26 protein-coding genes are annotated in these 26,397 nt (G+C 62.8%); 8 read left to right on the top strand and 18 right to left on the bottom strand.

The window, feature by feature from the left end; genetic code table 11:
* Positions 1-26: 26 nt before the first annotated feature.
* Positions 27-1,112: an L-glyceraldehyde 3-phosphate reductase gene (gene mgrA, locus LWF01_RS02220; RefSeq protein WP_349639408.1), complete on the bottom strand. Its 1,086-nt coding sequence runs from the start codon at positions 1,110-1,112 to the stop codon at positions 27-29.
* A gap of 160 nt (positions 1,113-1,272) precedes the next feature.
* Between mgrA and mmuM the strand changes: the two genes are divergently transcribed.
* On the top strand, positions 1,273-2,199 hold the full coding sequence (gene mmuM / locus LWF01_RS02215; protein ID WP_349639407.1) for a homocysteine S-methyltransferase: 927 nt from the start codon (positions 1,273-1,275) through the stop codon (positions 2,197-2,199).
* Positions 2,200-2,230: 31 nt separating this feature from the next.
* On the opposite strand, the gene LWF01_RS02210 is transcribed toward mmuM, so the two are convergent.
* Positions 2,231-2,977 (bottom strand): sulfite exporter TauE/SafE family protein, encoded by a 747-nt coding sequence (locus LWF01_RS02210; RefSeq protein ID WP_349639406.1) that lies wholly within the window; start codon positions 2,975-2,977, stop codon positions 2,231-2,233.
* A 94-nt stretch (positions 2,978-3,071) separates the two neighbouring features.
* On the opposite strand from LWF01_RS02210, the gene LWF01_RS02205 reads away from it, so the two are divergent.
* Positions 3,072-3,746, top strand: coding sequence for a DUF1707 SHOCT-like domain-containing protein (locus LWF01_RS02205; protein ID WP_349639405.1), 675 nt, complete (start codon positions 3,072-3,074; stop codon positions 3,744-3,746).
* A gap of 64 nt (positions 3,747-3,810) precedes the next feature.
* On the opposite strand, the gene groL is transcribed toward LWF01_RS02205, so the two are convergent.
* The 4 genes from groL to LWF01_RS02185 form a co-directional block, all read right to left on the bottom strand.
* Positions 3,811-5,439 carry a chaperonin GroEL gene (groL, locus tag LWF01_RS02200; protein WP_349639404.1) on the bottom strand — a complete coding sequence of 543 codons (1,629 nt, stop codon included), beginning with the start codon at positions 5,437-5,439 and terminating at the stop codon, positions 3,811-3,813.
* 287 nt (positions 5,440-5,726) lie between these two features.
* Positions 5,727-5,930 carry a cold-shock protein gene (locus tag LWF01_RS02195; protein ID WP_349639403.1) on the bottom strand — a complete coding sequence of 68 codons (204 nt, stop codon included), beginning with the start codon at positions 5,928-5,930 and terminating at the stop codon, positions 5,727-5,729.
* Between the two features lie 316 nt (positions 5,931-6,246).
* Positions 6,247-6,732: a LytR C-terminal domain-containing protein gene (locus LWF01_RS02190; protein WP_349639402.1), complete on the bottom strand. Its 486-nt coding sequence runs from the start codon at positions 6,730-6,732 to the stop codon at positions 6,247-6,249.
* A 105-nt stretch (positions 6,733-6,837) separates the two neighbouring features.
* Complete coding sequence (locus LWF01_RS02185; protein WP_349640971.1) at positions 6,838-7,140, bottom strand: DUF3263 domain-containing protein; 303 nt, start codon at positions 7,138-7,140, stop codon at positions 6,838-6,840.
* Positions 7,141-7,239: 99 nt separating this feature from the next.
* Between LWF01_RS02185 and LWF01_RS02180 the strand changes: the two genes are divergently transcribed.
* A complete protein-coding gene (locus LWF01_RS02180; RefSeq protein WP_349639401.1) occupies positions 7,240-8,007 on the top strand; it encodes a 3-hydroxybutyrate dehydrogenase in 768 nt (255 codons plus the stop codon).
* 12 nt (positions 8,008-8,019) lie between these two features.
* On the opposite strand, the gene aspA is transcribed toward LWF01_RS02180, so the two are convergent.
* The 3 genes from aspA to LWF01_RS02165 form a co-directional block, all read right to left on the bottom strand.
* Positions 8,020-9,471 carry an aspartate ammonia-lyase gene (gene aspA / locus LWF01_RS02175; protein ID WP_349639400.1) on the bottom strand — a complete coding sequence of 484 codons (1,452 nt, stop codon included), beginning with the start codon at positions 9,469-9,471 and terminating at the stop codon, positions 8,020-8,022.
* A 95-nt stretch (positions 9,472-9,566) separates the two neighbouring features.
* On the bottom strand, positions 9,567-11,360 hold the full coding sequence (locus LWF01_RS02170; protein ID WP_349639399.1) for an asparaginase domain-containing protein: 1,794 nt from the start codon (positions 11,358-11,360) through the stop codon (positions 9,567-9,569).
* Positions 11,350-12,786 (bottom strand): amino acid permease, encoded by a 1,437-nt coding sequence (locus tag LWF01_RS02165; protein WP_349639398.1) that lies wholly within the window; start codon positions 12,784-12,786, stop codon positions 11,350-11,352. The genes LWF01_RS02170 and LWF01_RS02165 overlap by 11 nt, the downstream gene beginning before the upstream one ends.
* Positions 12,787-13,028: 242 nt before the next feature.
* Here LWF01_RS02165 and LWF01_RS02160 point away from each other — a divergent pair, with 242 nt between their 5' ends.
* The gene (locus LWF01_RS02160; RefSeq protein WP_349639397.1) at positions 13,029-13,727 is read left to right on the top strand and encodes a FadR/GntR family transcriptional regulator; all 699 of its coding nucleotides are present in this window, start codon (positions 13,029-13,031) and stop codon (positions 13,725-13,727) included.
* Positions 13,728-13,798: 71 nt separating this feature from the next.
* On the opposite strand, the gene LWF01_RS02155 is transcribed toward LWF01_RS02160, so the two are convergent.
* The 3 genes from LWF01_RS02155 to mmsB are packed head-to-tail and all read right to left on the bottom strand — an operon-like array spanning position 13,799 to position 17,567.
* Complete coding sequence (locus LWF01_RS02155; protein WP_349639396.1) at positions 13,799-15,262, bottom strand: aldehyde dehydrogenase family protein; 1,464 nt, start codon at positions 15,260-15,262, stop codon at positions 13,799-13,801.
* Between the two features lie 5 nt (positions 15,263-15,267).
* Positions 15,268-16,668, bottom strand: a complete 1,401-nt coding sequence (locus LWF01_RS02150; RefSeq protein ID WP_349639395.1) for an MFS transporter — start codon at positions 16,666-16,668, stop codon at positions 15,268-15,270.
* Positions 16,665-17,567, bottom strand: a complete 903-nt coding sequence (gene mmsB, locus LWF01_RS02145; RefSeq protein WP_349639394.1) for a 3-hydroxyisobutyrate dehydrogenase — start codon at positions 17,565-17,567, stop codon at positions 16,665-16,667. The genes LWF01_RS02150 and mmsB overlap by 4 nt, the downstream gene beginning before the upstream one ends.
* 169 nt (positions 17,568-17,736) lie before the next feature.
* Here mmsB and LWF01_RS02140 point away from each other — a divergent pair, with 169 nt between their 5' ends.
* Positions 17,737-18,672 carry a LysR family transcriptional regulator gene (locus LWF01_RS02140; protein WP_349639393.1) on the top strand — a complete coding sequence of 312 codons (936 nt, stop codon included), beginning with the start codon at positions 17,737-17,739 and terminating at the stop codon, positions 18,670-18,672.
* Between the two features lie 10 nt (positions 18,673-18,682).
* Here LWF01_RS02140 and LWF01_RS02135 read toward each other — a convergent pair whose 3' ends face one another.
* Positions 18,683-19,195, bottom strand: a complete 513-nt coding sequence (locus LWF01_RS02135) for a hypothetical protein (protein WP_349639392.1) — start codon at positions 19,193-19,195, stop codon at positions 18,683-18,685.
* A gap of 10 nt (positions 19,196-19,205) precedes the next feature.
* Positions 19,206-19,565 carry a VOC family protein gene (locus LWF01_RS02130; RefSeq protein ID WP_349639391.1) on the bottom strand — a complete coding sequence of 120 codons (360 nt, stop codon included), beginning with the start codon at positions 19,563-19,565 and terminating at the stop codon, positions 19,206-19,208.
* A gap of 134 nt (positions 19,566-19,699) precedes the next feature.
* Here LWF01_RS02130 and LWF01_RS02125 point away from each other — a divergent pair, with 134 nt between their 5' ends.
* A complete protein-coding gene (locus LWF01_RS02125) occupies positions 19,700-20,419 on the top strand; it encodes a uracil-DNA glycosylase (RefSeq protein WP_349639390.1) in 720 nt (239 codons plus the stop codon).
* Here LWF01_RS02125 and LWF01_RS02120 read toward each other — a convergent pair.
* From LWF01_RS02120 to LWF01_RS02110, 3 genes are all read right to left on the bottom strand, one after another.
* Positions 20,366-21,904, bottom strand: coding sequence for a threonine/serine exporter family protein (locus tag LWF01_RS02120; protein ID WP_349639389.1), 1,539 nt, complete (start codon positions 21,902-21,904; stop codon positions 20,366-20,368). The genes LWF01_RS02125 and LWF01_RS02120 overlap by 54 nt on opposite strands.
* Before the next feature lie 6 nt (positions 21,905-21,910).
* Entirely contained in the window at positions 21,911-23,152 is a 1,242-nt protein-coding gene (locus tag LWF01_RS02115; protein ID WP_432761981.1) for an amidohydrolase, read from the bottom strand.
* Positions 23,153-23,324: 172 nt separating this feature from the next.
* Positions 23,325-23,519 (bottom strand): PspC domain-containing protein, encoded by a 195-nt coding sequence (locus LWF01_RS02110; RefSeq protein WP_349639387.1) that lies wholly within the window; start codon positions 23,517-23,519, stop codon positions 23,325-23,327.
* 169 nt (positions 23,520-23,688) lie between these two features.
* Between LWF01_RS02110 and LWF01_RS02105 the strand changes: the two genes are divergently transcribed.
* Positions 23,689-24,789, top strand: a complete 1,101-nt coding sequence (locus LWF01_RS02105; protein ID WP_349639386.1) for a ketopantoate reductase family protein — start codon at positions 23,689-23,691, stop codon at positions 24,787-24,789.
* Positions 24,786-25,565 (top strand): SGNH/GDSL hydrolase family protein, encoded by a 780-nt coding sequence (locus LWF01_RS02100; protein WP_349639385.1) that lies wholly within the window; start codon positions 24,786-24,788, stop codon positions 25,563-25,565. Before LWF01_RS02105 ends, LWF01_RS02100 begins: the two co-directional genes overlap by 4 nt.
* A 27-nt stretch (positions 25,566-25,592) precedes the next feature.
* On the opposite strand, the gene LWF01_RS02095 is transcribed toward LWF01_RS02100, so the two are convergent.
* Positions 25,593-26,396 (bottom strand): MerR family transcriptional regulator, encoded by an 804-nt coding sequence (locus LWF01_RS02095; RefSeq protein WP_349639384.1) that lies wholly within the window; start codon positions 26,394-26,396, stop codon positions 25,593-25,595.
* Between the last annotated feature and the right edge of the window lies 1 nt (position 26,397).

The raw sequence follows: 26,397 nt of genomic DNA, 5'->3' as shown, positions 1-26,397 counted from the left end.
TCGCTGTATATACCACCCCTTGTGGCTCACAAATCCGATGAGGCCGCCCAGTTGTTGACGTCGCCGTCCGTCGCGATCTGATCTATTTCGGCCAGCTCTTCTTCGGCGAACTCAAGGTTGTCCATCGCGCCGAGATTCTCCTCGAGTTGACCCACGCTGGAGGCTCCGATCAGCGCGGAGGTAACCGTCCGGTCGCGCAGCACCCAGGCGATTGCCATCTGAGCCAGACTCTGCCCTCGTCGCTCCGCCACTGCGTTCAGCGCACGAAGCGTCTGCCGGTTCGCATCGGTTAGGAAACTTGACTTGAAGCTTGGCCGATCGGTGGCGCGTTCCACTTCTCCGGCATGCCCCAGATACTTTGAGGTCAGCATGCCCTGAGCCAGTGGCGTGAAAGCGATCGCGCCCATCCCCTGCGCTGCCAGCGTCTCGGTGAGGCCGTCTTCGATCCAGCGGTTGAGCAACGAATAGGCCGGCTGATGGATTATCAGCGGTAACCCGAGATCCGATGCGATCTTCGCGGCTTCCTCAGTTCTGTCCCGCGAGTACGAGGAGATCCCGGCATACAGGGCCCGCCCGGACCGTACCGCCGTGTCCAGGGCGCCGATGGTTTCCTCCAGCGGCGTGTCCGGGTCGAAGCGGTGCGAGTAGAAGATGTCAACGTAATCGAGGTTCATTCGCTTCAGCGATTCGTCCAGGCTGCTCAGCAGGTATTTTCGGGACCCGAGTCTGCCGTACGGCCCGGGCCACATGTCCCACCCTGCCTTGGACGAGATAACCAGCTCGTTGCGGTAGGCGGAAAAATCCCCGCGCATCATCCGGCCGAAATTCTCCTCGGCCGAACCGGCAGGTGGCCCATAGTTGTTTGCCAGATCGAAATGGGTAATGCCGTGGTCAAAGGCGAACCGAAGAACTTCACGCTGGGTGTCGAAGGGCCGATTGTCACCGAAGTTGTACCAAAGCCCGAGCGAAATCGGCGGCAGTAAGAGCCCCGAAGTGCCGACCCGGCGATATTCGAAGTTTGCGTACCGCCGTACGTCAGCGACGTATGGGGCGTGCGGATCAGCTGACCCGTCACCTGGCGGCTCGAATCGAGCTCCGGGACCTGCGGCCATCGGGTTGTTCCTTTCCTCGACATCACATTGCGCTGTTGTTTAGCCTACGACGCGGAAGGGATGACACATCGTCGGCCAGCTTTCGCCGGTGCATGGTTGGCTTGTGGAGCGTTACCATCGACCCGTCGAACAAAAACCGATGACCGCGGAAGGTGCAGGAGTGAGTTCCCTTAACGCCATGCTCGCGGCGAGGAAGTACCTGGTTCTGGATGGCGCGCTGGGCACAGAGCTGACCCGTCGAGGGGAGGCACTCGACGGGGGCCTGTGGTCAGCCCAGCTCCTTGCCGAGAAGCCCGGCGTCATTTCCGCGGTGCATCGCGATTATCTCGATGCCGGGGCGGACATCATTCTGACGTCGAGCTATCAGGCGACCCTCCCCGGGCTCAAAGCCCGGGGGTATACCAACCTCGAAGCCGAACAGCTGCTGCGGTCAAGTCTGCTGCTTGCCAAGCACGCTCGGGACGAGGCATCTGCGGCGGCGCCGGGCAGATTAGTCCAGCCGATTGTCGCGACGTCCATCGGCCCCTATGGCGCCTATCTCGCTGATGGTTCCGAGTATCGGGGGGACGACGGCCTGACTGTCCGCCAGCTTGCGGCGTTTCATCGTCCTCGGATTGAAATCCTGGCCGAGGCCGGTTCTGAGCTGTTCGCCTGCGAGACCATACCGTCGGCGCGGGAGGCCGAAGCTCTGCTCTCGGTCTTGGCCGACTTCCCGGAGATCGATTCCTGGCTCACGTTCAGCGCGCGTGACGGGGCGCGAATCAGCGATGGGACGCCGCTCGCCGACTGCGCGCGGATGGCAGGACAGGAGGTTTCCGCGATCGGCGTCAACTGTGTTCCTGCCGAGCTGGCCAACCAACTGGTGGCCGTCCTGCGGAACCACACCAGTCTGCCTATCGTTGCCTACCCGAATTCAGGTGAGTTGTGGGACGCGGGCTCCCAGGCCTGGTTGGGTACCGCCGGGAGGCAGAATTTCGACGATGTCGGCCGTGGCCTGTACCAGGCTGGTGCAGCAATAATCGGTGGCTGCTGCCGAACCACGCCTCGCGACATCGAAGCCGTTGCGCTTGCTCTGGCGAAGGTGTGACGAACCGCTACCTCACCTTGGCAAACTCTGGCTACCCAAGAGAGACCAGCCCCTTGATCAGGGTTGCCAGGGCGCCGGCATAGGCCAGGACGATCAGTATCCGCCGCGCGGTCAGCGGCGAGACCCGATGGGACAGCTTGTCGCCGACGAAAACTCCCGCCATCAGCACTCCGAGCATCGATGCCCACAACCAGATCGGAATGGTCGGCCAGCCAGTCGGCTCCAGGATCAGCTTTCCGGTCAGCGACAAAACGGAGACAACCAACAGATACGGCTGCAGCGTGGCCGCGAATGCCCGTTGTTCCCAGCGCGTCGCCACAGCGTAGACACTCACCGCCGGGCCACCGACGCCGGCCGCAGCGTTCATGGCGCCGGACAGGAAACCGGCCGCCATCTTGTTCGGGAGGGTGGGAGAGGCGGCATCCGCAAACTTCGATGCCAGGATCGAAATGGACAGCGCCACGATCAGCAGGCCGCCGATCGTGATCTCAAGCGCCGTGGGGTGAACGACGCTGGCCAGCCAGGCACCGGGAATGATGCCGATCACCGCGAACATGACGAGCCAGCCGCAGGTCTTCCATTCAACGGACCGCCATACCCGGCTCAGCACAAATCCTGAGGAAATGATGCCACACAGATTGACAACCATCACGCCAGGGAACGGACCGAGCAGAAGCACCAGAAAAGGAGCCGAGACGAGGGCAAAGCCCATCCCGGTGATGCGCTGAGAACAGGCGCCGACAAATATCGCCAGCAGGATCAGGGCGGAAATGACCACATCGGTCAGACTATCCTCTTACCGCCCGGGCACCCTGGAACGGGATCGATATTCGAGACCTGGAACGCGGGTGAGACAGTGAGAGACTAGAGCTATGACTTCGTCCGATGACGCTGTGCCCGTATGGGAACAGCTATCGAAAGATCCACGGGATCCGCAGTATGCGCAGCTTCGCGCCTCGGATCAGGATCGCGCTATCGTCAGCCAGGTCGTCGCGGACGCATACGCGGACGGACGCCTTGACCGCGAGGAGTACGATGAGCGGGCCGAGTCAGTCCTTAGTGCTCGAATGCTTGGTGAGTTCCCGCCGCTGCTGGAGGATTTGCTGCCAGTCACCGGCATCGCCGAAGCGTCAGGGAAGGACTTCCCCGCCCAAGCCGAACGATCGTACCGACGAGGATTACGGGCGCGTTTCACCGGCTTCGCCAGCACGTCCGCAATAACCGGAGCGATCTGGATTGCCACGTCCTTCATGAATGGCGACCCCTATTTCTTCTGGCCGATCTTCCCGATAGTCGGCACCGGAATCGGCGTGGTGACACAGCTGATCAACAAGCGGGACGTCATCGAGGACGAAGTGCGGCATCTGGAGCGCCGGGAGCAGAAGCGCAGGCAGGCAATCGAGTCCGAGCCGGGTGCGCTTCCCGCCCGGCCAATAGTCGCGCCGACGCAGCAACATCTGGCCCGGCATCCGCACAGCCGGGATCAACGGCGGCAGGACCTGCGGGAATGGCGTGCCCAGCGTCGCGACGACCGACGCCGCAACTAGCGAAAACGACAAAAAGGGCCGGCCCGAGACTACTCGGGCCGGCCCTCTTCAGGAGCGGTGTGGACTAGAAGCCCATGCCGCCCATGTCTCCCTCAGGACCGGCAGCTGCCGGAGCAGACTTTTCCGGCTTGTCGGCGACAACTGCTTCCGTGGTAAGGAACAGACCGGCGATAGAGGCGGCGTTCTGCAGAGCGGAACGGGTCACCTTGACCGGGTCATTGATTCCAGCGGCAAGCAGATCCTCGAACTGACCGGTCGCGGCGTTCAGACCGTGGCCCGCATCGAGGTTACGTACCTTCTCAGCGACAACGCCTGGCTCGAGCCCGGCATTGAACGCGATCTGCTTCAGCGGTGCGTCGATGGCAACCTTGACGATGTTAGCGCCGGTTGCCTCGTCACCCTCGAGCTGCAGGCTTGCGAAAGCCTTCTCGCCAGCCTGAATCAGAGCAACGCCACCACCGGCGACGATGCCTTCTTCGACGGCTGCCTTGGCGTTACGCACTGCATCTTCGATGCGGTGCTTGCGCTCCTTCAGCTCAACTTCGGTAGCGGCTCCGGCCTTGATGACTGCAACGCCGCCGGCAAGCTTCGCCAGACGCTCCTGCAGCTTCTCACGGTCGTAGTCCGAATCGGAGTTGTCGATCTCGGCGCGAATCTGTGCAACGCGTCCCGCGATCTCTTCGGCGTCGCCAGCACCCTCAACGATGGTGGTTTCGTCCTTGGTGACAACTACCTTGCGGGCGGTTCCCAGCAGTTCGAGAGTTGCGTTCTCGAGCTTCAGGCCGACCTCTTCGGCGATGACCTGACCACCGGTGAGGATGGCGATATCGGCCAGCTGAGCCTTGCGGCGGTCTCCGAAGCCAGGAGCCTTGACGGCAACCGACTTGAAGGTTCCGCGGATCTTGTTCACGACGAGAACGGCGAGAGCCTCGCCCTCAACGTCTTCGGCGATGATCAGCAGCGGCTTGCCGGACTGCTGGATCTTCTCAAGCAGCGGAAGCAGGTCCTTGACGTTCGAGATCTTCGAATTGACCACGAGGACGTAAGGATCTTCGAGGACTGTCTCCTGACGCTCTGCGTCAGAAACGAAGTAGCCGGAGATGTAACCCTTGTCGAAGCGCATACCCTCGGTGAGCTCAAGCTCAAGGCCGAAGGTGTTGGACTCCTCAACGGTTACGACGCCCTCTTTGCCGACCTTGTCGATTGCTTCGGCAATGAGTTCACCGATCGCAGGGTCACCGGCGGAGATACCGGCGGTAGCAGCAATCTGCTCCTTGGTCTCAACCTCGGTGGCGCTGTTCAGCAGCTGTTCGGTGACGGCAGCAACGGCCTTTTCGATGCCGCGCTTGAGGCTGAGCGGATCTGCTCCGGCTGCGACATTGCGCAGGCCTTCGCGAACCAGTGCCTGAGCAAGAACGGTAGCCGTAGTGGTTCCGTCACCTGCGACGTCATCGGTCTTCTTTGCGACCTCTTTGACGAGTTCCGCGCCGATCTTTTCGTAAGGATCCTCGAGCTCGATTTCCTTAGCGATGGACACGCCGTCGTTGGTGATAGTGGGGGCTCCCCACTTCTTTTCCAAAACAACGTTGCGACCGCGGGGGCCAAGCGTGACCTTAACCGCGTCAGCGAGGGTGTTGAGTCCCCGCTCGAGGCCGCGACGGGCCTCTTCGTTGAAAGTAATGATCTTAGCCATGGCGGCTTATCGTCCCTCCCGGTACCGGGTATGGATGGAGATCCCGGGTAAAGCGCCCGCGACGGCCGAGCCAGCCGCTTCAACGATCCCTGCACGCGAAGCGACGTAGGACTCTCACTAAACCCGAGATGGTGGCACTCTCATAGCGAGAGTGCTAACTCTAGATTTAGCACTCTCAGCTCGAGAGTGCAAGAAGAAAGACGCCGCCCAAACCTCGGACGACGTCAGACTTCGAAAACTGCTCACGATGAAGCGATAGCTATTGCGGGATGCAGCTGAGCAGATGCTCAGGCCGGGCGAACCGCCTCTGCCTGTGGACCCTTCTGACCGGTACCCACCTCAAATTCAACCTGCTGACCCTCTTCGAGGCTTCGGTAGCCATCCATCTGGATCGACGACCAGTGGACGAAAACGTCCGGTCCGCCACCGTCCACAGTGATGAATCCATACCCTTTTTCGGCATTGAACCACTTTACGGTTCCCTGAGCCATGTGTTGCTCCAATTTCACTTGCTGAAAATTGCCGTCCAACGGCACATCCCGATCGGACAGGGTCCAACGCTCACGCGTTCCGCGATGGTTCAACTTGCCTGGCCCGTCCGTCCGGGGATTCGTCTCGCCAGATGACGAGGAAACTTTCGGGGAGAGGGATTGCTTATCGAACTGTTTGACCAGGCACAACACTAATAGGACGCGATGCCGTTTGTGACGTGAGTCATGAATTGCGAGATACAACCGTTACGTTTCCCGGCGCAGCGCTCTTCGGCCAGGCATCAGTCAACGGGTCTGGCCGCAGAACTTTGGGCGGTCAGGAGTCCTGGTAATCCGAGGCAACTACGACAGTGATCTTCGCATTGAAGTCCCGGGATTCCTGGATCTCAGAAGAGCCGAGTGCGTCGGCGATCGCCTGAGCGGTGTCGCGCAAGTCGTCCGAGACGTAGTACACAGTCGTCGTGGTGACGGAGCTGCGGTAGTTGCCCGTCGATGGCGCTTTCCAGCCGTCGTCCTTCAGCCGCTTGGCGACCGTGCTCGCCAGCCCCTTCTGCGAGGTGGAGTTCAGCACCGAGATACTGACCGTCTTGTCGACGTCCTTCGCTTCTTCGGTTGCCTCATCCGTGGCTTTATCGGTTGCCGTCTCGGTCTCTTTCGGCTCCGCACCCTTCGATGGCGTCGCGGTGCTTTCGGCGACCGTGTCATCGACGCCGGCCTGCCCCGAACGGACAATGTTGAAGACCGCCACTCCCAGCAGGATGGCGACGAGAGCGACTATGGCAACGAATACACGTGCGGACACTCCACCCAGTTTCGATGGGGCGACACGGTGCGCCCCTTTGCGATCGGTGGGAGGGACATCGTCGAATTCGTCACGCGGATACTGATCAGACATATGGCTACTACATTACGCCCTGGTCGGGCCAAGCCGGCGCGCGGAGCGTTCACGCTGCCTTGAGTCCCGCATCCGGCGAAGGCGCTTGACCAGCATCGGATCGTGCTGCAGCGCGGCCGGGGAATCCAGCAGGCCGTTCAAAATCTGGAAGTAGTTCGTGGCACTCAGGCCAAACTGGTCCCGGATCGCCTGCTCCTTGGCGCCGGCGTAGCGCCACCACTGCCGTTCGAACGCGAGGATCTGCTGATCTCGCTCGGAGAGTCCATGATCATCGGCGACATCGGTATCGACGGACGACACCGCGCCGTTCACCATTGCTCGACTCATGAATACTCCTTCTCGATTGCAAAACCTCCTCCATCGTAAAGGGGAATCACATCGCTGTCATTCCAACCCGGCGATTAGCCTGAGGCTATGACTGAAAACACCCTAACCGGACGACACGCAATCATTACCGGCGCAGCAAGCGGCATCGGCGCCGCCACGGCGACCCGGCTGGCCGGTGCCGGTGCCCGGCTCACCGTGGCGGACATTAACCAGGAGAAGCTCGAGTCGTTTGCCGAGCAGCTTCGAGGCACCGGTGCAGAGGTTGAGAGCTGGCCTATTGACCTCAGCGACACTGCCGCTCTGGCGGGCCTCAGCCTCGATGCCGACATCCTGGTGAACAACGCCGGGATCCAGCATGTTGCCCCATTGCACGAATTCCCGGTCGAGAAGTGGCAGCTGATCCAGCAGTTGATGCTGACCGCGCCGTTTTTGCTGATCCGAGCAGTTCTGCCGGCGATGTACGACCGGGGCTGGGGACGGATCGTGAACATTTCCTCCGCTCACGGACTGCGCGCAAGCGAATTCAAGGGTGCCTACGTCTCCGCCAAGCATGGATTGGAGGGGCTCTCGAAGGTAACCGCACTCGAAGGCGCGCCGCACGGTGTGACCAGCGTCTGCATCAATCCCGGCTACGTCCGAACGCCGATAATCGAAGCGCAGCTGAAAGATCAAGCCAGAACCCATGGAATTCCCGAGTCCGAGGTGCTGGAGAAGATCCTGCTCGCCAAACAGCCGCTGAAGCGCCTGGCAGAGGCATCCGAGATCGCCGAGGCTGTGGCGTTCGCCTGCTCAGATGCGGCCACTTCGATGACCGGTAGCAACATCGTGCTGGATGGCGGGTGGACTGCTGGATAGCTCGCTACGCAGTCACTGCTGGACGTCGATATCGGCTGAGTCCTGCGGGTTGGCGAGGTGCTCGGGGCGAAGGATCTCGTTTAGTTCCTCGGCGCTGAGCAGGCCGCGTTCGAGGACGAGTTCCGTGACGCTGCGCCCGGTTACCAGAGCCTGCCTGGCGATTGATGTCGCGGCGTCATAGCCGATGAGCGGGTTAAGGATGGTCACGACTCCAATGCTGGCCTCGACCTGGGACCGGAGGAATTCCTTGTTGGCGGTGATCCCGTCAATGCAGTGATCCGCGAGCGTGGTGCAGGCAGCGGTCAGGTGCGACAGGCTGGCGAACAGAGAGCGGCCGATGATTGGTTCGAAGGCATTGAGCTGTAACTGGCCTGCTTCTGCGGCCATGGTGATCGTGAGGTCGTTTCCTATCACCTCAAAAGCAACCTGGTTGACGACCTCGGGGATGACCGGGTTGACCTTGCCGGGCATGATGCTGGAGCCGGCCTGCCGCGGGGGAAGGTTGATCTCAGCAAATCCGGCACGGGGGCCGGAGGATAGAAGCCTCAGGTCGTTGCAGATCTTCGAGAGTTTCACGGCCACCCGCTTGAGGGTTCCGGAGAACAGGACGAAGGAACCACAGTCCTGGGTCGCTTCCACGAGGTTCGCCGCCGTTGCCAGGGGCAGTCCTGTGATTCGCTGCAGATGCGCGCAGGAGGCAGCAGCATACTGCGGGTGCGTATTGATGCCCGTTCCGATGGCCGTCGCTCCGAGATTGATTTCGTGCAGGTGCACCAAGGCTTCCTTCACCCTGAGCTCGTCTTCCTCGACCATGACGGCGTACGTGCTGAATTCCTGCCCAAGGGTCATGGGTACGGCGTCCTGCAGCTGGGTCCTGCCGACTTTGACGACGTCTTCGAACTCCAGGGCTTTGCGGGAGAACGCCGTACGGAGGTAGCCCATTGCTTCCAGGAGCTGGCCGGCGCCGTTGATGGCCGCGATTTTCAGGGCGCTTGGATACACGTCGTTCGTTGATTGTCCGAGATTGACGTCTCCGTTGGGGTGGATGGCGGCGTAGTCACCCTTGCTGCGGCCTAGGTGTTCCAGTGCCCTGTTGGCGATCACTTCGTTGGCGTTCATGTTCGTGGACGTCCCCGCCCCGCCTTGAATCACATCGACGACGAACTGGTCCAGCAACTGGCCATTCTCGATGTCCAGGCACGCCCGGACGATGGCATCCTTTTTGGTTTCGTCGATCAGCCCCAGATCGTAGTTGGCCAGGACGGCTGCGTGCTTGACCTGAGCCAGCGCCTTGACCAGTACGGGATAGGAAGAGATGGGGATGCCGGTAATCGGAAAGTTCTCTTTGGCCCGGAGTGTCTGGATGCCCCAGTAGGCCGTGTCCGGCACATCCCGGGTGCCCATGAAGTCTGTTTCCGTGCGGCTCGTGGGGGAAGGATGCGGGGAGGTGCTGGTGTGTGTCATTTGAAACTCGGTTCGGTTGTAAGTGGTGCCGGTGAATCTGATCTCTTCCGCCGGACTCTGGCAACGGGGCAACATTGGCAACGGAATCCCCAAGCCTAGTAGGCGGTGGTGATTTCACCTATCAGGTTGACGGCGAGAGCATCCCGGATTGCGGCGAGGTCCAAGTCCCGGCTCACCAGGTAGCCCAGCTTGGCAAGGGCCGCCTCCAGCGTCATGTCACCGCCGCCTATCACGCCGGCGTCGGCCAGGACCGAGCCCACCGCGTAGCGCGAAAGGCTCACGGCCCCGGTCTGGCACTGGGTAATGGCCAGCACAGGGGTTCCCGCGTTCACGGCTGCCGCCAGCGCGTCAACGAACCCCGGCGTGTTCACGGGCGCGGTTCCGGCACCGTAACATTCCATCACCAAGCCGTCGGGGTAGCAGGCCAGGGCCGCGCGCAGATTTTCCGCGGAGATACCAGGGAAGACAGAGAGCAGGCCGATGTTTCGGGCATTCCCAGCCCCTTGCATGGCCTTGTCGACAACGACGGCGTCCGCCAGAGCCTGGTTGGTAACCGGCGCCAGGGGCCTCGGTGAGGCAAAACCAGCCATGCTTTCGCTGGAATATTTGCTGACCCGGACGGCCGGGTGCAGCTCATGGTTCAACGCCACCCAGGTTTGCCGGGTGACCACTCCCGTAAGCACGTCCAGGGCGTACGCAAAGTTCGACGGCGCATCGCTGCCGGTAAACCCGAGCGGCAATTGTGCTCCGGTGAAGACCACCGGAATGTGCAGGTCCGCAAGCTCGAAGGCTACGCGGGATGCCGTATAGGCCAGGGTGTCCGTGCCGTGAATGACGAGCACGCCGTCATACTCCGCTTGCCCGGCCGCCCCGTCGAGGTTGCTACGGATTTCCGCAGCAAGGTCAACGGCCGTTTGCTGGCTCGATTCCGCGCTGTCGATGATCCGGTCCAACTTGACGTAGCCCCAGCGCAGCCGGGTGGTCCGGCGTTCGTCGTACTCGTCGATCAGTGCCGAGATTTCCGCCTTCAGCTCGGCATTGGCTTCCAGGCCGGCACCCAAGTCATGCATGCCAAACGTTCCGCCCGTGTATACGACGAGCAGTCGTGGGTCGGCGCCGTCCGCGTCGTGACCGAGGCCGGCCAGCAGGGCATCCACGTGTTTTTCCGCCAAGGCCCGCGCCAACAGATCGGACACGTCGATCAACGTTTTTGCGGCCGCTTCGCTGCTCACATTGATCAGCGGCAGCTCCGTGCACGCTTGCAACACCACGGTGCTGTCCAGTGAGTCGGTCAACGAAAGAAAGGCATCCTCGATCCGCGGCGTTGAACCGCCAGCCTGCTTAACGTCGTATATCAGCCTGTGCAGCGAGTCGTCGTCGGCCGGCAGTTCCACGCGGAAATGCTCGGCGAGTGATGCATAAGACGACCACCGGGCGACGTCCATGGTCTGCCGGCTGCCAAGCAACGCCACGCTTTGCTCGGAGTCGGTGTTCAGCCGTTGCAGCTCCTGGACAACCACCTGCGTAGGGGTGATGAGCCGAGCGCTGAGCCCCAGTGCGTCGAGGCGGTCGGCATAGTAGTTGAGCGTATTGCAGGCGATCACGTAGTAATCCACCTGCGGCGACAATTGCCGCGCGGTACGCTCCAGCGCCCACCACACGCGCTCTTCCTGCGATTCCAGCTCCATGGAGTGGCCCAATTCCGGCACGGAGACAATGATCAGGTGAGGGGCATCCGCGTCGCCCTGGTAGAGCTCCCCGAGCATGGACCGGTTGTGGCGGAGGACCTTCGACCACAGATCAAGGCCGGCCTCGGGACCAGACCCGGTAATGATGCCGAGTCTGGCCGCGCGAGGTTCCGAGGTGTTTGCTGATGCCTTACTTTTCAAGAGATTCCTCGTCAACGGTGCCGTTGCCGGAACCCCCGGCAACGCTGGACAGTGCATCCGGGTTGATGCGTTTGCGGACGCCGTACCAGCCGATCACCATCGCCACCACCACGATCGCGAAGACACCCAGGGTTATCCGGCCAACGCTGGCGTCCATGGCCATGAGCATGACCACCATGGCAAGGAAGGCCAGCGTCACCACGTTGGTCACCGGCGCGAACGGCAGCTTGTACGAGGGCCGCTCGACCTCGCCGCGCTTCGCCTTGCGCAGGAACAGCCAGTGGCAGACCATGATTGACACCCATGTGCCAACGATGCCGATTCCTGCCAGGTTGAGCACAATTTCAAAGGCCTTCTCCGGAACGAAGGCATTCAGGATGACGCCGGCTACGCCGACCGAGCTGGTGATCAGGATTCCGCCATAGGGAACGCCGGACTTGTTCATCCGCTTGGCGAACCTGGGGGCCGTCCCGGCCATTGCCATGGAACGCAAGGTGCGTCCGGTGGCATAGAGCCCGGCGTTGAGGCTGGACATGGCGGCCGTCAGGACCACTAGGTTCATGATGTCGCCGGCACCGGGGATGCCCACCGCGTTCATGACTGTCACGAAGGGGCTTTCATCCGCCGAGTAGGCGGTCCACGGCATCAGCAGGGTGAACAGAACCACCGAACCGGCGTAGAAGAGGATGATGCGCCACATGATGGAGTTGACTGCTTTGGGGATCACGGCGCGGGGATTGTCGGATTCGCCGGCCGCGACTCCGACCATTTCGGTGCCGCCGTAGGCGAAGACCACACCGAGCGCGATGACGAACATTGGGGCAATGCCCAGGGGGAAGAATCCACCGTTGTCGGCAATCATGGCCAGGCCGGGTGTGTGCCCGCTGATTTCGGTTCCGGTCACAATAAGGAAGATGCCGATGATGCCGAAGATTACGATGGCGCCTACCTTGATGATCGCGAACCAGTACTCCATCTCACCGAAGAGCTTCACGGAGATGACGTTCATAACCACCACGATCAACAGTGCCGTCAGCGCCAACAGCCATTGCGGTATGGAGACGAACATGGACCAGAAATGCACATAGAGCGCAATGGCCGTAATGTCTGCCACGACAGTAGTTGACCAGTTCAGGAAGTACAGCCAGCCTACGGAGTAGGCTCCCTTCTCCCCCATGAACTCACGGGCGTAGGAAACAAATGCGCCCGACGACGGCCGGTACATCACCAACTCGCCGAGGGCCCGCACCACGAAGAACGCGAAGGCCCCGCAGATGATGTACACGATGGCCAGCGACGGGCCGGCGAGCTCCATCCGGCCGCTGGCACCTAGAAACAGGCCCGTTCCGATGGAGCCGCCAATGGCGATCATGTGCATGTGCCGGCGCTTGAGCCCCTTCTGGTAGCCGGCATCGCCAATATCCACTTGTTGAGACTGCGAGCTCTTAGCTTGCAGAACGTCATTGTTCTCGGTCATCCAGGTGCCCTTCTTAAGAAAAACTTCGGAAACATTCGTTCGCTTACCTCGAGCTGTCGAGCTGTCGAGCTGTCAGACAGATTATCCGTTTCGTAGCTTAAGGTGAATGTGGTCCAGAACACAAGCACGCGGCCTCGGACGGTGCGGGGCACCAAATTGACTGTCGATCCCGGTACTTCAATACTGAGAGAATGACAGCGACTGCCGACCCGTCCAAGTTTGGCATTGAGCGTATTAGTGCCACGGAAGCCGTTTTCCGGGCACTGACCGCCATGATCCAAAGTGAGCGATATGCGGTAGGCGACCGACTACCAGCCGAGCTGGCCCTAGCCCGCGAGTTCGGCGTCAGCCGGTCCGTGGTCCGCGAGGCACTGCACGCCTGCGCCACACTGGGGCTCACCGAGACCCGCACCGGAAGCGGAACCTTCCTGCTCGCCAAGACCCGAAGTTCGCAACTTGTCTTCGGCGACTTCAGCGCCCAGGATCTGATCGAAGCCCGGCCCCACATTGAGGTGCCCACAGCCGGATACGCAGCCGAGCGGCGCACGTCCGAGCAATTGGCCAATCTGCACCGGATCCTGTCCGAGCTCGACGACGCGCAGGATCTGCACACCTGGGTGAAGCTCGACGGCGAATTGCACGTCGCGATCGCCGTTGCCAGCCGGAATCCAGTCTTCATCTCGGTCGTGACATCCACTCGACAGGCCCTGGATATCCAATCAGAATTCCTGAACATCACCCAGGCCCGGCAGCACGCCTCGGATGTTGAGCACGCGGAAATTGTGAGAGCCATTGAATCCGGCTCCGCCCAGCAGGCCAGGGACGCCATGTCCAACCACCTGCGCCAGGTGGCCGCGGCAGTGTCCAATATCGACGCAAACCCGCACTAAGGCGGCGAAGGGAAACCCCTCGCCGCCTTTATGCTGCCGAGCCGTCTGAGCCTCGCCCGAGCCGGGGCGACCTACCCGAGCTTGACGTTGATCTGCTTGATTTGGGTGAAGCCCTCGAGCATCCCTTCCAGCGACACTTCGCGACCGATACCGGAAGTCTTGAATCCGCCGTAGGCCTGGCCGACGACCTGGCCTCCGCCCTGGTTGACCTGCACCCAGCCCGAGTCGATGCGATGCGCGGTCTTCAGTGCTGCGTCGATGTTCTTGGAGAAAACAAACGCCGCAAGCCCGTAGTGCGAATCGTTGGCCATTTCCACAACCTCGTCTTCGGTCTCCCACGGAATCACCGAGAGCACCGGGCCAAAGATCTCCTCCTGGGCGATCCGCCAGTCATTCTTCACTCGCGACAGAATCACTGGCGCATGGAAGAATCCCGGCTCGCCGACATCCAACGACTCTGCGCCGTCGTATGCGATTTCGACCCCGGCCTCCGCCTTGCCCTCTGCAATGTAGTCGGCAATCCGGTCGTACTGCTTCTTGTTGATCACCGCTCCGATGTCGGTGGCCTCATCGCGGGGGTCGCCGACCTTGAGCGCCGAAACCTTCTTGACCAGCCGATTGACGAAATCCTCGTAGATGTCCTTGTGCAGGAACAGCCGTGAACCCGAGGTGCAGCTCTGGCCCTGACGGGCAAAGCGGGTCGCGAGCAGCACCTGGTCGACCACGTCGTCGGTGCAGGAGTCGGGGAACACGATGGACGGCGATTTGCCACCAAGCTCCATCGACGAGTGCGCCAACCGTGCGCCGGCCACCGAGGCGACATGCCTGCCCACCAGGGTCGACCCGGTGAACGAGACCTTGTCGACTCCCTGATGCTGCACAAGAGCCTCGCCGATTTCCTGACCGTAACCGGTCACGAGGTTCAGCACGCCGGCCGGCAGGAACTGCTCGCAGATCTCCACCATCCGGATAACCGTCAGCGGCGCATCCTCGGCCGCCTTCAGGATCATCGTGTTCCCGGCAGCGAGCGCCGCCGGCGTCTTGAATCCGGCGATCATCAGCGGCGAGTTCCAGGGCAGGATGCCCGCCACTACACCCAGCGGCTGACGCCGGGTGTAGTTCAGCTGGTTGTCACCGGCGGGCAGGGTCGTGCCTTTGACCTCACCGGCAATACCGCCGAAGTAGCGGAACAGGTCCACAAGCACCTTGCACTCGGGGCGAGCCTGGGTGCGCAGCGCGTTGCCGGTATCAAGAGCTGTCAGCTGGGCAAGGTTCTCTGCATCTGCTTCCAATGCGTCGGCAATCTTGAGCAGCATCTTCTGGCGTTCGGTAAAGTGCAACGCCGCCCAGGCTGGGAACGCCGCCCGCGCCGCCGCGACGGCACGGTCGGCATCCGCTTCCCGCGCTCGCGGGGCGCTTCCGATCACCTGGTTGCGATCGATCGGAGTGACGATGTCGAATCGTTCCCCACCGAGGGCCTCAACCCATTCCCCGCCAATCAACATCTTTTTGGGCGTCGGGTTGTGCTCAGTCATTAAAGTCATTCCTCCGTGTTTTTGCTGGCGGCGCGCAATTCTGCCTCGGAAACGGCAAGCTCGTCCGCGAGCATCTTCCTATCAGCTTCGTCCACATCCTGCAAAGAAGCTCCCTTGGTTTCCCGGGCGAAGTACACGGCAACCAGAGTGATCGCGGCAGCGATCAGCAGGTAGACCGCGATCGGCACCGAAGAACCGGTCGCCTCGAGCAGCTTGGTCGCGATGATCGGAGCCAGCGACCCGGCGACGATCGCGGTTACCTGGTAGCCGAGCGAAACTCCCGAGTAACGCATCCGGGTCGGGAACATCTCGGCCATGATGGCAGGCTGTCCGGCGTACATCAGACCGTGGAAGACCAGGCCGATCACGATTGCCAGCAGGATCACCAGATCGTTGCCGGTGTCCATCATCGGGAACGCCATGAATCCCCAGGTTGCGGTGAGAACCGCTCCGACCGCGTACACCGGCCGGCGGCCGAAGACGTCGGTCAGGTGACCGAACCACGGGACAATGCAGAAGTGGATGGCGTGTGCAACCAGCATCAGCAGCAGGATCCGGCTGGTGTCCTCGTTCACCTGTGTCTTGAGGTAGGTGATCGAGAAGGTCACCACCATGTAGTACATGACGTTCTCGGCGAAGCGCAGGCCCATAGCGGTGAAGACGCCACGTGGGTAACGCTTGAACACCTCGACAACGCCGTAGGAAACTGCCTTGTTCTTCTCCACCAGCTTCTGCGCCTCGAGGAAGATCGGCGCATCGGAGATCTTCGTCCGGATGTAGTAACCGATGATCACGATCAGCGCGGAAAGCCAGAAGGCGACTCGCCAACCCCAGCCGAGGAAGTCATCCTCGGAGAGCGTGGTCGAGAGCACCAGCAGCACGATGGTTGCCAGCAGATTTCCGCCCGGGACTCCGGCCTGCGGCCAGCTTGCCCAGAAGCCACGACGGTTATTCGGGCTGTGTTCGGCGACCAGCAGAACGGCGCCGCCCCACTCGCCACCGACGGCAAAGCCCTGAATGAAGCGCAGCGTAACCAGCATGGCTGCCGCCCAGTGCCCGATCTGGTCGAAGCCTGGCAGGCAGCCCATCAGGAACGTCGCCGAACCGACCAGCAACAGGCTGAACTGCAATAGCCGCTTTCGACCGAACTTGTCGCCGAAGTGACCGAAGACGATTCCGCCGATCGGCCGGGCGACGAAGCCGACGGCATAGGTGGCAAACGAGGAGATGATGCCGGTCAGTTCATCCTGTTCCGGAAAGAACAACTGCGGGAAAATCAGGGTGGCAGCTGTTCCGTAGAGGAAGAACTCGTACCACTCCACGACCGTCCCGGCCATCGATGCGGCGACGACCTTCTTCAGTCCGGAAGGAGCCTTGGCACCGGAGTTGGCGTTGGCTGTGCTCATGATCCGTCTCCCAGCGATTCGTCGACCAGCTTCACGATCATCGTGCAGTCTTTGCCGCCAAAACCGGCGTCCGCGACCTGCTGCAGCAGCTTCTGCACATGCTCCCCGATCTGCAACGGCGTGCCGGTGGACTTGGCCGCCGCAATCGCGAGGCCGATGTCCTTGTTCGCCAGGTCAGTGGTGAACGTTGGCGCGAAATCATTGTTCGATGCAGCGGTCTCAACGATGCCCGGAATCGGGTACCAGGTGCGCAATGCCCAGCTGTCACCCGAGGAGACCGAGGCGATGTCCCAGAAGACCTTGGGATCCAGGCCGAGCCGGTCGGCCAATACCGCGCCTTCGCAGGTCGACGCCAGGTTGATGAAGAGCATGAGGTTGTTGCAGATCTTCGCGGCCTGCCCCGTGGTCGCGGCGCCCGTTGGGATGACGTTCCCCGCCATCGGTTCGATGAACTCCCGGGCGGACTCGACGTCGCCGACCGCGCCGCCGACCATAAAGGTCAACGTTCCGGCCTTCGCGCCGCTGATGCCGCCCGAAACCGGCGCGTCGACGAAGCGGAAGCCCTTGGCCTCCGCCTGATCATGCAACGTGCGGCAGGAATCGATGTCGATGGTCGAGCTGTCAATCAACAACGCGTCGGGACGGGCAGTGGCGAACACGCCATTTGAGCCCGTGTACGCGGCCAGGGCGTGCTCGCCCTTCGGCAGCATCGTGAACACGACATCCGCGTCGGCGACCGCCTCGGCTGCCGAGGCCGCCGGCGTCACGCCGTTCGCCGCGGCCGCGTCCACCGCGGCAGGAACGAGGTCGAACCCCCGCACGGTATGTCCGGCTTTCACCAGATTCGCGGTCATGGGACCTCCCATGTGTCCGAGGCCGAGCCATGCGATTGTTGCCATGAGGACAAGCTCCCTTGCTTGATGAGGTGTATTTCCGGTGCGCTGTCGCCACCTTGAGCCTGCAGAGATGTGACCCAGCCCACCCGCCGTGCTTTGTCTTTGAAGATACACGCAGATATGACCCCGGTAAACCTTTAGGTTTGCAGTTGCGATGTGCAAAACTGCAGATATGAGCGTGCCCACCCCTCGCACCGGAGCGCCGAGTGCAGATGACCTGCTGATTCTGCTGGCGGTGGCCAGATTTGGCCGGTTCACCCGGGCCGCTGAGTCTCTCGGAATCAACCACACCACCATCTCCCGAAGGCTCTCGGTTCTCGAGTCACAGCTTGGCGGCCGTTTACTCGCCCGGTCCTCTGGTTCCTGGGAACTCACCGATCTCGGACACGAGGCATTCCTGGCCGCGGAGCAGGTCGAGACGGCGTTGAACGGCCTCGGGCCGCACCCGGCCGGCACCAGTGAACTTCGCGGGCTGGTGCGGTTGTCCAGCACCGATGGCCTGAGCGCCTACATCGTCGCCCCCGCCGTCGCCGAAGTGCAGCGCACCCACCCGCTGCTCAACGTCGAGATCATCACCGCAACGCGAAGGGTGCTGCAGCACCGATCAGGCCTCGACATCGAAATAGTGGTCGGCAAGCCGCAGGTGCACCGCGCCGAGACCCTGCATCTCGGCGATTACGTGCTAGGTCTCTACGTCTCCCGCGAGTACGCGGCAAACCGCGGCATCCCGACCACGCAGGCCGAACTGGCCAGCCACCCGCTGGTCTTCTATATCGACTCGATGTTGCACGTGGATGACCTCGACTCCTCGCGGAAGTCGATTCCGGCCGGCCCTTCTCCCCTGACCTCTACGAACGTCTTCGTACACGTTGAGGCCACCCGGGCGGGTGCTGGCATCGGCCTGCTGCCGTGCTTCATGGCCGATCGGCATGACGACCTGGTCCGGGTGATGCCGGGCGAGGTCGCCGCCAGACTGGCGTTCTGGCTGGTCGGCCGGCCCGAGTCGATGCGCAGGGAGGCGGTGAGGGCGGTCGTCGAGGCGATCCGGATCCGAATGGAGGACGCACGAGGAGAGTTACTTGGCATCCCGTCCGCACTCGGCAACTAGCGCTCGCCGACTAGCGCTCGCCGACTAGAGTTCGGCAACCAACGCTCGCCGCTCGGAGGGTTGCGCGGCCTCGTTGGACTTTGGTGATGATGTCTTGGGCGGTGACTTTCCAGATGAACGGCTTGGGGTCGGCGTTCCCGCGTGCGCGCGCAATGCCCTGCCCCCGATGCATGCTCCCCGTGAAGATGCATCCGATCCGCCATGTCGGGGCCACCTCGAACTCCCGCTCGTACGCCTTCCGGTTCTTGATGTTCGGCAACTCGGCGGCAGTGCCGAACTGGCACCAGCCGACGCACTCGTCTCCTGAGTAGACCAAGACCTGGTGAACGGTGCCGGCGGTGGTGTGGGCTTGCTTCGCGGCACGATTGCCCTCCGGTGTGGGAGCCTTGCCGAATCCCTCGGGATGGAAGCCCATGCACCAGCAGCCGCCCCACACGCCATTGTTCGCCTCGACCAAGGCTGCGAAGTCGTCCCACTTTTCCGGCGTCAGCAGACGCGTGTGGTACCCAGGGTCCACGATCATGGCGCTCAGCTCAGTCCACGCAGAGACAGAAGGGATGTCCCGCTGGGTCGAGGAGAACCCGGAAGGACTTGTCGGGCACGGTGGACGCCGTGCTGGCGCCGAGCCGGATCGCCGTCTCCTCGCCCTCATCGAGGTCATCCACGATCAGATCAAGGTGCATCTGTTGCGGCACATTCTGGTCGGGCCACTGGGGCGCTCGGTATCCCTCGACCTGCTGGAATGAGATGCAGTCGCTGCCATCGACGGGGCGGATCTCGGCCCAGCCCTCGTCGACCGTGACTCCCCAGTCGAGGAGCGAGCCATAGAACTCCGCGAGTGCTGTCGGGTCCGGGCAATCGATGATGACACCGGGAAAGCGTGCAATGGCCATGCCCGACACCCTAGCTTCGAGCGGCAGCGAAGACTACTGGAAAGGCCCCTCCACCGGATTAATTCACAGACGGACCACTAGCGCTCACGAACCAACGCTCGCCAACCAACGCTCGCCGACTAGAGTGGGCTGTCGTGGATGCCGTAAACACCGACCAGACACTGAACTCGCCCCCCAGCCCGCTCGTGGAGTTGATCGATCCGGGTTGGGCCGAGGCGCTTGCCCCTGTCGAGGAACAGATCCACCGGATGGGCGACTTCCTGCGTCAGGAAGTCGCGGCCGGCCGCAGCTACCTGCCGAGCGGCGACAACGTCCTGCGGGCTTTCAAGCGACCACTTGCCGAGGTCAAGGTGCTGATCGTCGGCCAGGATCCCTACCCCACTCCGGGCCACGCCGTTGGTCTGTCATTCTCGGTCGATAAGGCCGTGCGGCCGATACCTCGCAGCCTGACCAACATCTATCGTGAGCTGAGCGATGACCTGGGCATTCCGCCGGTGCCGCACGGCGACCTGACCGGATGGGCGGACCAGGGGGTCCTGCTGCTCAACCGGGTACTCACGGTCCGTCCAGGCGAGGCCGCGTCGCACCGGCGCAAGGGCTGGGAACAGATCACGGATGCCGCCATCGCCGCGCTTGTCGGCCGCGACCAGCCGCTGGTCGCAATCCTGTGGGGACGCGATGCCCAGTCCCTCCAGCCGGCGCTCGGCGACACGTCCTGTCTGTGCTCGGCGCATCCCAGTCCACTGTCGGCATCCCGTGGGTTCTTCGGCTCGAAACCGTTCAGCCGCGCGAACCAGCTGCTAGCCGACCAGGGGGTTGCCCCCGTTTCCTGGCGTCTTCCGGCGAGTCCTTAGCGGCGACGCAATGAAATTGCCGAACACGGCACCGACCGCGAGCGCGGCGGTAGCGCCCAACGCGGCGAAGAGGCTCGAGAGCGATGTCGCAAGGCTGACCGCCTCCTCCGGCTGCACCAACTGGTAGGCGGCGCCGAAGATCGACAGTCCCGGCAACAAGGGAAAAATGCCCGGGATGATCACGGTCACGGGTGGCGCGCCTAGCCGCAGCGCTATCACGCTGGCCAGTATCGAGACCACTGCGGCTGCCACGGCTGGAACCAGGATCGGGCCGAAGCCGAACTGTTGCATCACGAGCATGACGATGAAGCCGACGCTTCCGACGGCGGCGCTCGGCAGCACGAGACGCCTTCGGCTCTGATGCGCGATCGATCCGGTGCCGGCAACGATGAACGCCATCAGCACGCCGAGAATCGACGCGGCGAGCGGTGAGAGTCCGCTGACCAGGACATCGATCTCGTTGAGCCCGACCGACCGTCCGATCAGGGTGCCCATACCTATGCCGGACACGATTGCCGCCATCGCCATCAGCACGTTGATCATCCGTCCGGCCGCCGTCAACGGAAAGTTAGTGATGGCATCCTGCGCCGCGCTGAACAGGCTCATGGTTGGCAGCAGTGGGACGAGACCCGCGGCGATGACGTATTGCGGCCCGATCGGCAGGCCGACCCGGGCAAGCAGCATGGCCACCGTGGTGGTCAGCAGCGCAACGATGAGCACGTTGAACATGTACGGCATCCCGGTCCGGGCAAGCCGACGGCCCAGCCGGTCCATGCTGAACGTCATGAACGTCCCCACCAGGGCGCCGAGCCAGCCGCCGCCAAGGAGCACAACGAGGGCACCGGACAGCACGGCCCAGGACAGCGAGACCAGCCAACGATTGAACGGTTTGGGCTGCGTCTTGATCGCGTCCATCCGCGCGATAGCGTCCTCGCGCTCCAGCCGGCCGTTGGCCAGGTCGGACACCAACTGGTGCACGGCGGAGAGCCGGGCAAAGCTGATCGACTCGGAGCGGTTCACGCCGAGCACGGTCAGCGGCCGACCGTCGAAAGTCGTGTAGTGCACCATCACTGTCTGATAGGTGAGGTCGACGTCAACATCTTTCAAGCCACAGGCGGCAGCGACGGCGATCACGCTCACCTCGACGTCCGCGGTGCCCGCGCCGGAACGCAGCATCGTCTCACCCACGCTCAGCGCGAAATCGAGAATCCGCCGCGCCTCGGCGTCCGGGGGCGCCGACATTTCGTACGGCTTGCTGTAGGGCGTGCCGCGAAGCCGTTCGACGATCGGGATCGGCTGGGTGGCAGGCGAATTGTCCGAGATGATCCGCTTCACGGCCCGCCGGGCGATCTGCTCGGCACGCCTCGACTGCCGGTACTGTCGCGCCGTGGGAACACCGGTGGTGCTGATCAGCGGGCTCGGTCCGGACGTTGGCCATTGATCGTCCGGGACATGTTTGTCCTGGCCGCCAATTCCCGAGCTCACAGCGTCTTACTCCCTGACGTCGTACGGATCCGCAACGGACCCCGAGTTACTTTCAACATCCCACTGATAAACCTGCCGGCCCTCTACGAACACGGCCCGCACCCGCTGCGTGACGTCGAGCGGGTCACCGCTCCACAGCACGACATCGGCGTCACGTCCAGGTACCAGGGAGCCCACTCGATCGGACAGACCCAGCATCTGGGCGGGGTTTATAGTCAGCGCCCGCAATGCCTCGTCCCGGTCGAGCCCCTCCTTGACCGCGATCGCGGCCTGGTAGATCAGGAAGTCGATTGGCACAACGGGATGGTCGGTGGTTATTGCGATTTTCACGCCCGCCCTGGCCAGCAAGCCCGGGTTTCGAAGGTGCCGGTTGCGCAGTTCGACCTTGGATCGGCTGGTGAAAAGCGGCCCTATGATGACCGGGATGTTCTTTGTGGCGAGGACATCTGCGATCAGATGTCCTTCCGTTCCGTGGTTCACGACCAGCTTATAGCCGAACTCTTCCGAGAGCCGAATTGCGGTGGCGATGTCGTCGGCACGGTGTGTGTGCTGGTCCCAGGCCAGGTCACCGTCCAGCACCTTAGCGAGCACCTCCAGCGTTCCGTCACGGTCGAAATGCTTGCCCTCACGCTGCGCTTCGTCGCGTCGCCCGCGATAGTCCTCGGCGTCCCGGAAGGCGTCGCGAATCACGGCGGCTACGCCTTGCCGCGTCGAGGGCAACTGCTTCTTGTCGCCGTAGACCCGCTTCGGGTTCTCGCCGAGTGCGCTCTTGACGGACACCTCGGCCCTGAGCAGCATTTCGTCGACGATGCGTCCCCAGACTTTCAGGGCAACGGTCTGGCCACCGATCGGATTACCCGAACCCGGCTTGACGACGACGGTCGTGATGCCGCCGCGCAGAGCATCGCGGAACCCCTCATCGGCGGGGTTGACAGCGTCGATGGCCCGCAGACGGGCGCCATTGGGGTCCGTCATTTCATTGGTATCGTCGCCTGCCCAGCCTTCGGCTTCTTCGTCGATACCTACGTGGCCATGCGATTCCAGAAGTCCGGGAAGCACCCACTGTCCGGTAGCGTCAACAACCTCGGCATCGTCCGGGATCTGCAGATCCACGCCAACCGCGTCAATCTTTCCGTCCCGCAACAGCACGGTAGCGCCGGCTACCGGGGCAGCCGGCTGTCCCTTGTCGTCGGCTATCGGAACCACATAGCCGCCGGTTATCGCAATTGGCCGTCCCAGTGAAGTCACAAGCGCCACTCTCATCCGTTTCGATCGTGAAGAATTCTGCTCCCTACGATCTTGGCACGCCGGCCAGGGCGAACCGGAAAACCCCGGTGCGCCGCAGGCATGTCGCGATCATCCGCAGATCAGCCGAGGATAACGACATGCCGGCGAGAGCGCACACGCTTGGCCGGACGGGTCAGCGCTTGCGGGGCTTGTCACTCGGGACCAAACCCCAGAGCGCCAGGTAGATCAGGAACTGTGGTCCGGGAATCAGACACGACAGGACGAAGATGAGCCGGACGATGGTCGGTCGCATGTTGAAACGGTTGGCAATTCCGAGGCATACCCCGCCGATCAGGCGGCCCTGCCGAGGACGAACTAGTTCAGTCATTTTGATAGTCCTTATCTCTTGTGTATCTCCAGACTGGCATTTAATCGCCCGAACTTCGCTATCAAATCGGCGGTCGGGAGGGAATATCATCCTTTCGGCCGACCCGGTTCATCCTGGCGTCTGCGGATACCGGGTGCCGGTTGTCATCCTGCCGTGGCAGGCTAGGACCATGACCCGGTACATCTTCATTGGCGCAGGCGCAATCGGCGGCACGATAGGAGGCCGGCTCCATCAGTATCAGCACGTGCATGGGAGCCAGGTCGTGCTGGTCGCTCGCGGCAAACACGGAAAGGCGCTCGCCGGATCCGGCCTGACGCTTCGCTCCCCGCAGGACACCACCCGGGTGAGCCCCACTGTCGTCAGCGGGCCGGAGGAGCTCCAACTTGCGATTGGCGACGTCCTGGTGCTGACCACGAAGACCCAGCAAGCCGAGGCGGCCCTGCGGCAATGGGTGGACCGTCCGGTGTATTCGAATGACGGCAACGGGAAGGTCGTCGGCACAGCTGGCGAACGGCTGCCAATTTTCACGGCACTGAACGGCGTCGCCAGCGAACGGATGGCGCTTCGGTACTTCCGCCGGGTTTTCGCGGTCTGTGTCTGGCTGCCCGCCGTACACCTGTCGGCCGGTGAGGTCCTTGTACGGATTGCGCCAGGAAGTGGCACGTTCTTTATCGGCAGGTATCCCGCTCAGGCTACGGATGGCGGCCGGCCCGGCGCATCGCCCGCGGCGGACGTCGATGATCGCAAGGTGCTGGACCGGCTCGCCCACGACTGGACGGCAAGCAGTTTCACCGTGCATCTGCGGCCCGACGTGATGAACTTCAAGTACTCGAAGCTGATGTCGAACCTGGCTAACGGCCTGCAGGCCCTGCTGGGCACAGATGGCGCCTCGTACACCCACTTGGTCGAGCAGGTTCAGGACGAGGCCAGGCTGGTATATCAGGCGTCCGGCGTCCGTACCGCACCATCCGAGGAGGAAGCTGCCCTGCGAAATGGCGCATTCGACGTGCAACCTGTCCCCGGAGAGCCGACGGGCATGGGTGGATCGTCCTGGCAGTCCCTGGCTCGAAACACCGGCTCGGTCGAAACCGACTTTCTCAATGGCGAGATCGTCTACCTGGCCCGGTTGTACGGCGTCCCAGCCCCTATGAACGAAGTCGTCCAGGGAATGACCCGCCGGGCAGCCGCTGCCGGGTCCACGCCGGGCGACATAAACGTCAGCGAGGTTGAGCTGCGTTTCAGCACGGCGATGAAGGAAGCAGGACAATGACGTACACCAGCTACTGCGCGCTCGGGGACTCATTCTCCGAAGGGATGAATGACCCCGCTCCCGACGGCGCGCCGGACAGGTATCGCGGCTGGGCCGACAGGCTGGCCGAACTGCTGACCACGAGCACGACGGGCTCCCCCGACCTGACCTACGCCAACCTCGCCATCCGCGGTCGGCTGCTCGACGCGATCATTGCCGAGCAGGTGCCGCGCGCGCTCGAACTGAAGCCGGATCTGGTGTCCCTGGTCGGCGGCGGCAATGACTGCATTCGGCCTGGCGCTGACCCGGACGCTCTTGCGGCGAAACTGGATGACGCCGTCGTCCGGTTGCAGGAGTCCGGCGCAACGGTTCTGCTCGCTACCGGCTTCGATACCCGGATGACTCCGCTGCTGCGCGCGATCCGGGGCCGGGTCGGGATCTTCAACGCGAATATCTGGACGATAGCCCAGAGACGAGGCGCATTCGTCCTGGATAGCTGGGGCCTGAAGCCGCTACATGACCTGAGCCGGTGGTCTGAGGACCGCCTGCATCTTTCCGCCGAGGGCCATGAGATCGTCGCGCAACAGGCACTGGCCGTGCTCGAGGGGCGCCCTACGCCCGAAGCCGGCCAGGTGCCGGTCGCACGGCCGGCTCGCCCGCTGCGCCAGGCGGTCAATGAAGAGGCAGCCTGGGTCCGGCAGCATCTCGCACCGTGGGTCGGCCGGCGTATCCGCCGCACTTCGTCCGGCGACGGCCGCAGCGCCAAGGAGCCCGAGCTGCGCCGAGTCAGGATGTAGCGCGGAAAGATCCAGGACACAGACTAGCTACTCCCAGGTCGCGGTATCCGGATCGATGCCGTGGTGGCGCGCGGACTCGTCGATGCTCTGGCGGAACCACGTGGCGAGCCCGTCTCCGATCCCGTTGTAGTACGACGAGAATCCTGGGTCGGTCTCGAACATCCGGCCCAGGCACACCTGCATCTGTCGCGTCAGTGGGAAGAAGTTCGAGAACAGCTCCCGGTGGCGCTCGGCGAGTTCATCCGCCTCCTCGCTCCCCGGCTCGACGCCTCGGCTCACAGCATCGGCGAAGTCGCGCTGGAGAGCAGACATGGCCTTGGAGAGTGCCCGCCATTGGCTTTGCGACCGGGACGCGGAGCGCTCCGCAAATTGCGCCCACTGCCTCGACCCTCCCCACACGAAGCGGGCCGCGCGCGATCGCTGCGGGTCCCAATCTTCGCCGAAGACCTCACGCTGCTCGTCGTCACTCATCAGGATGCCGCGCTCGTGCGCGTCAGTCATGCGCTCGAGTCGTTCGTCGAGCTGCTGCAGATCGTGAATCCGTTCGGCCAGCTGCGCCCGCTGCTCGCGCAGCGTATCTCCGATCTCCGCGGTCGCATCATCGAGCACATCACGAATCGCGTCGAGCGTCAGGCCGGCCCCGCGATACGCCACGACCCGGCTAAGGCGCTCGAGGTCATCCCAGGTGTAGAGGCGGTAGCCGGCGGGCGTGCGGCGGGACGGCGATGCGAGACCGATCTCGTCCCAGTGGTGGAGAGTGCGCACGGTCAGGCCGAGGAGGTCGGCGGCGACGCCGACCGTCGCATCCTCATCGATCTCGTTGTCAACCATC

It is taken from the genome of Saxibacter everestensis (assembly GCF_025787225.1).
Taxonomy (GTDB): Bacteria; Actinomycetota; Actinomycetes; order Actinomycetales; family Brevibacteriaceae; genus Saxibacter; species Saxibacter everestensis.
This window is presented reverse-complemented; position numbering and strand designations above follow the sequence as displayed.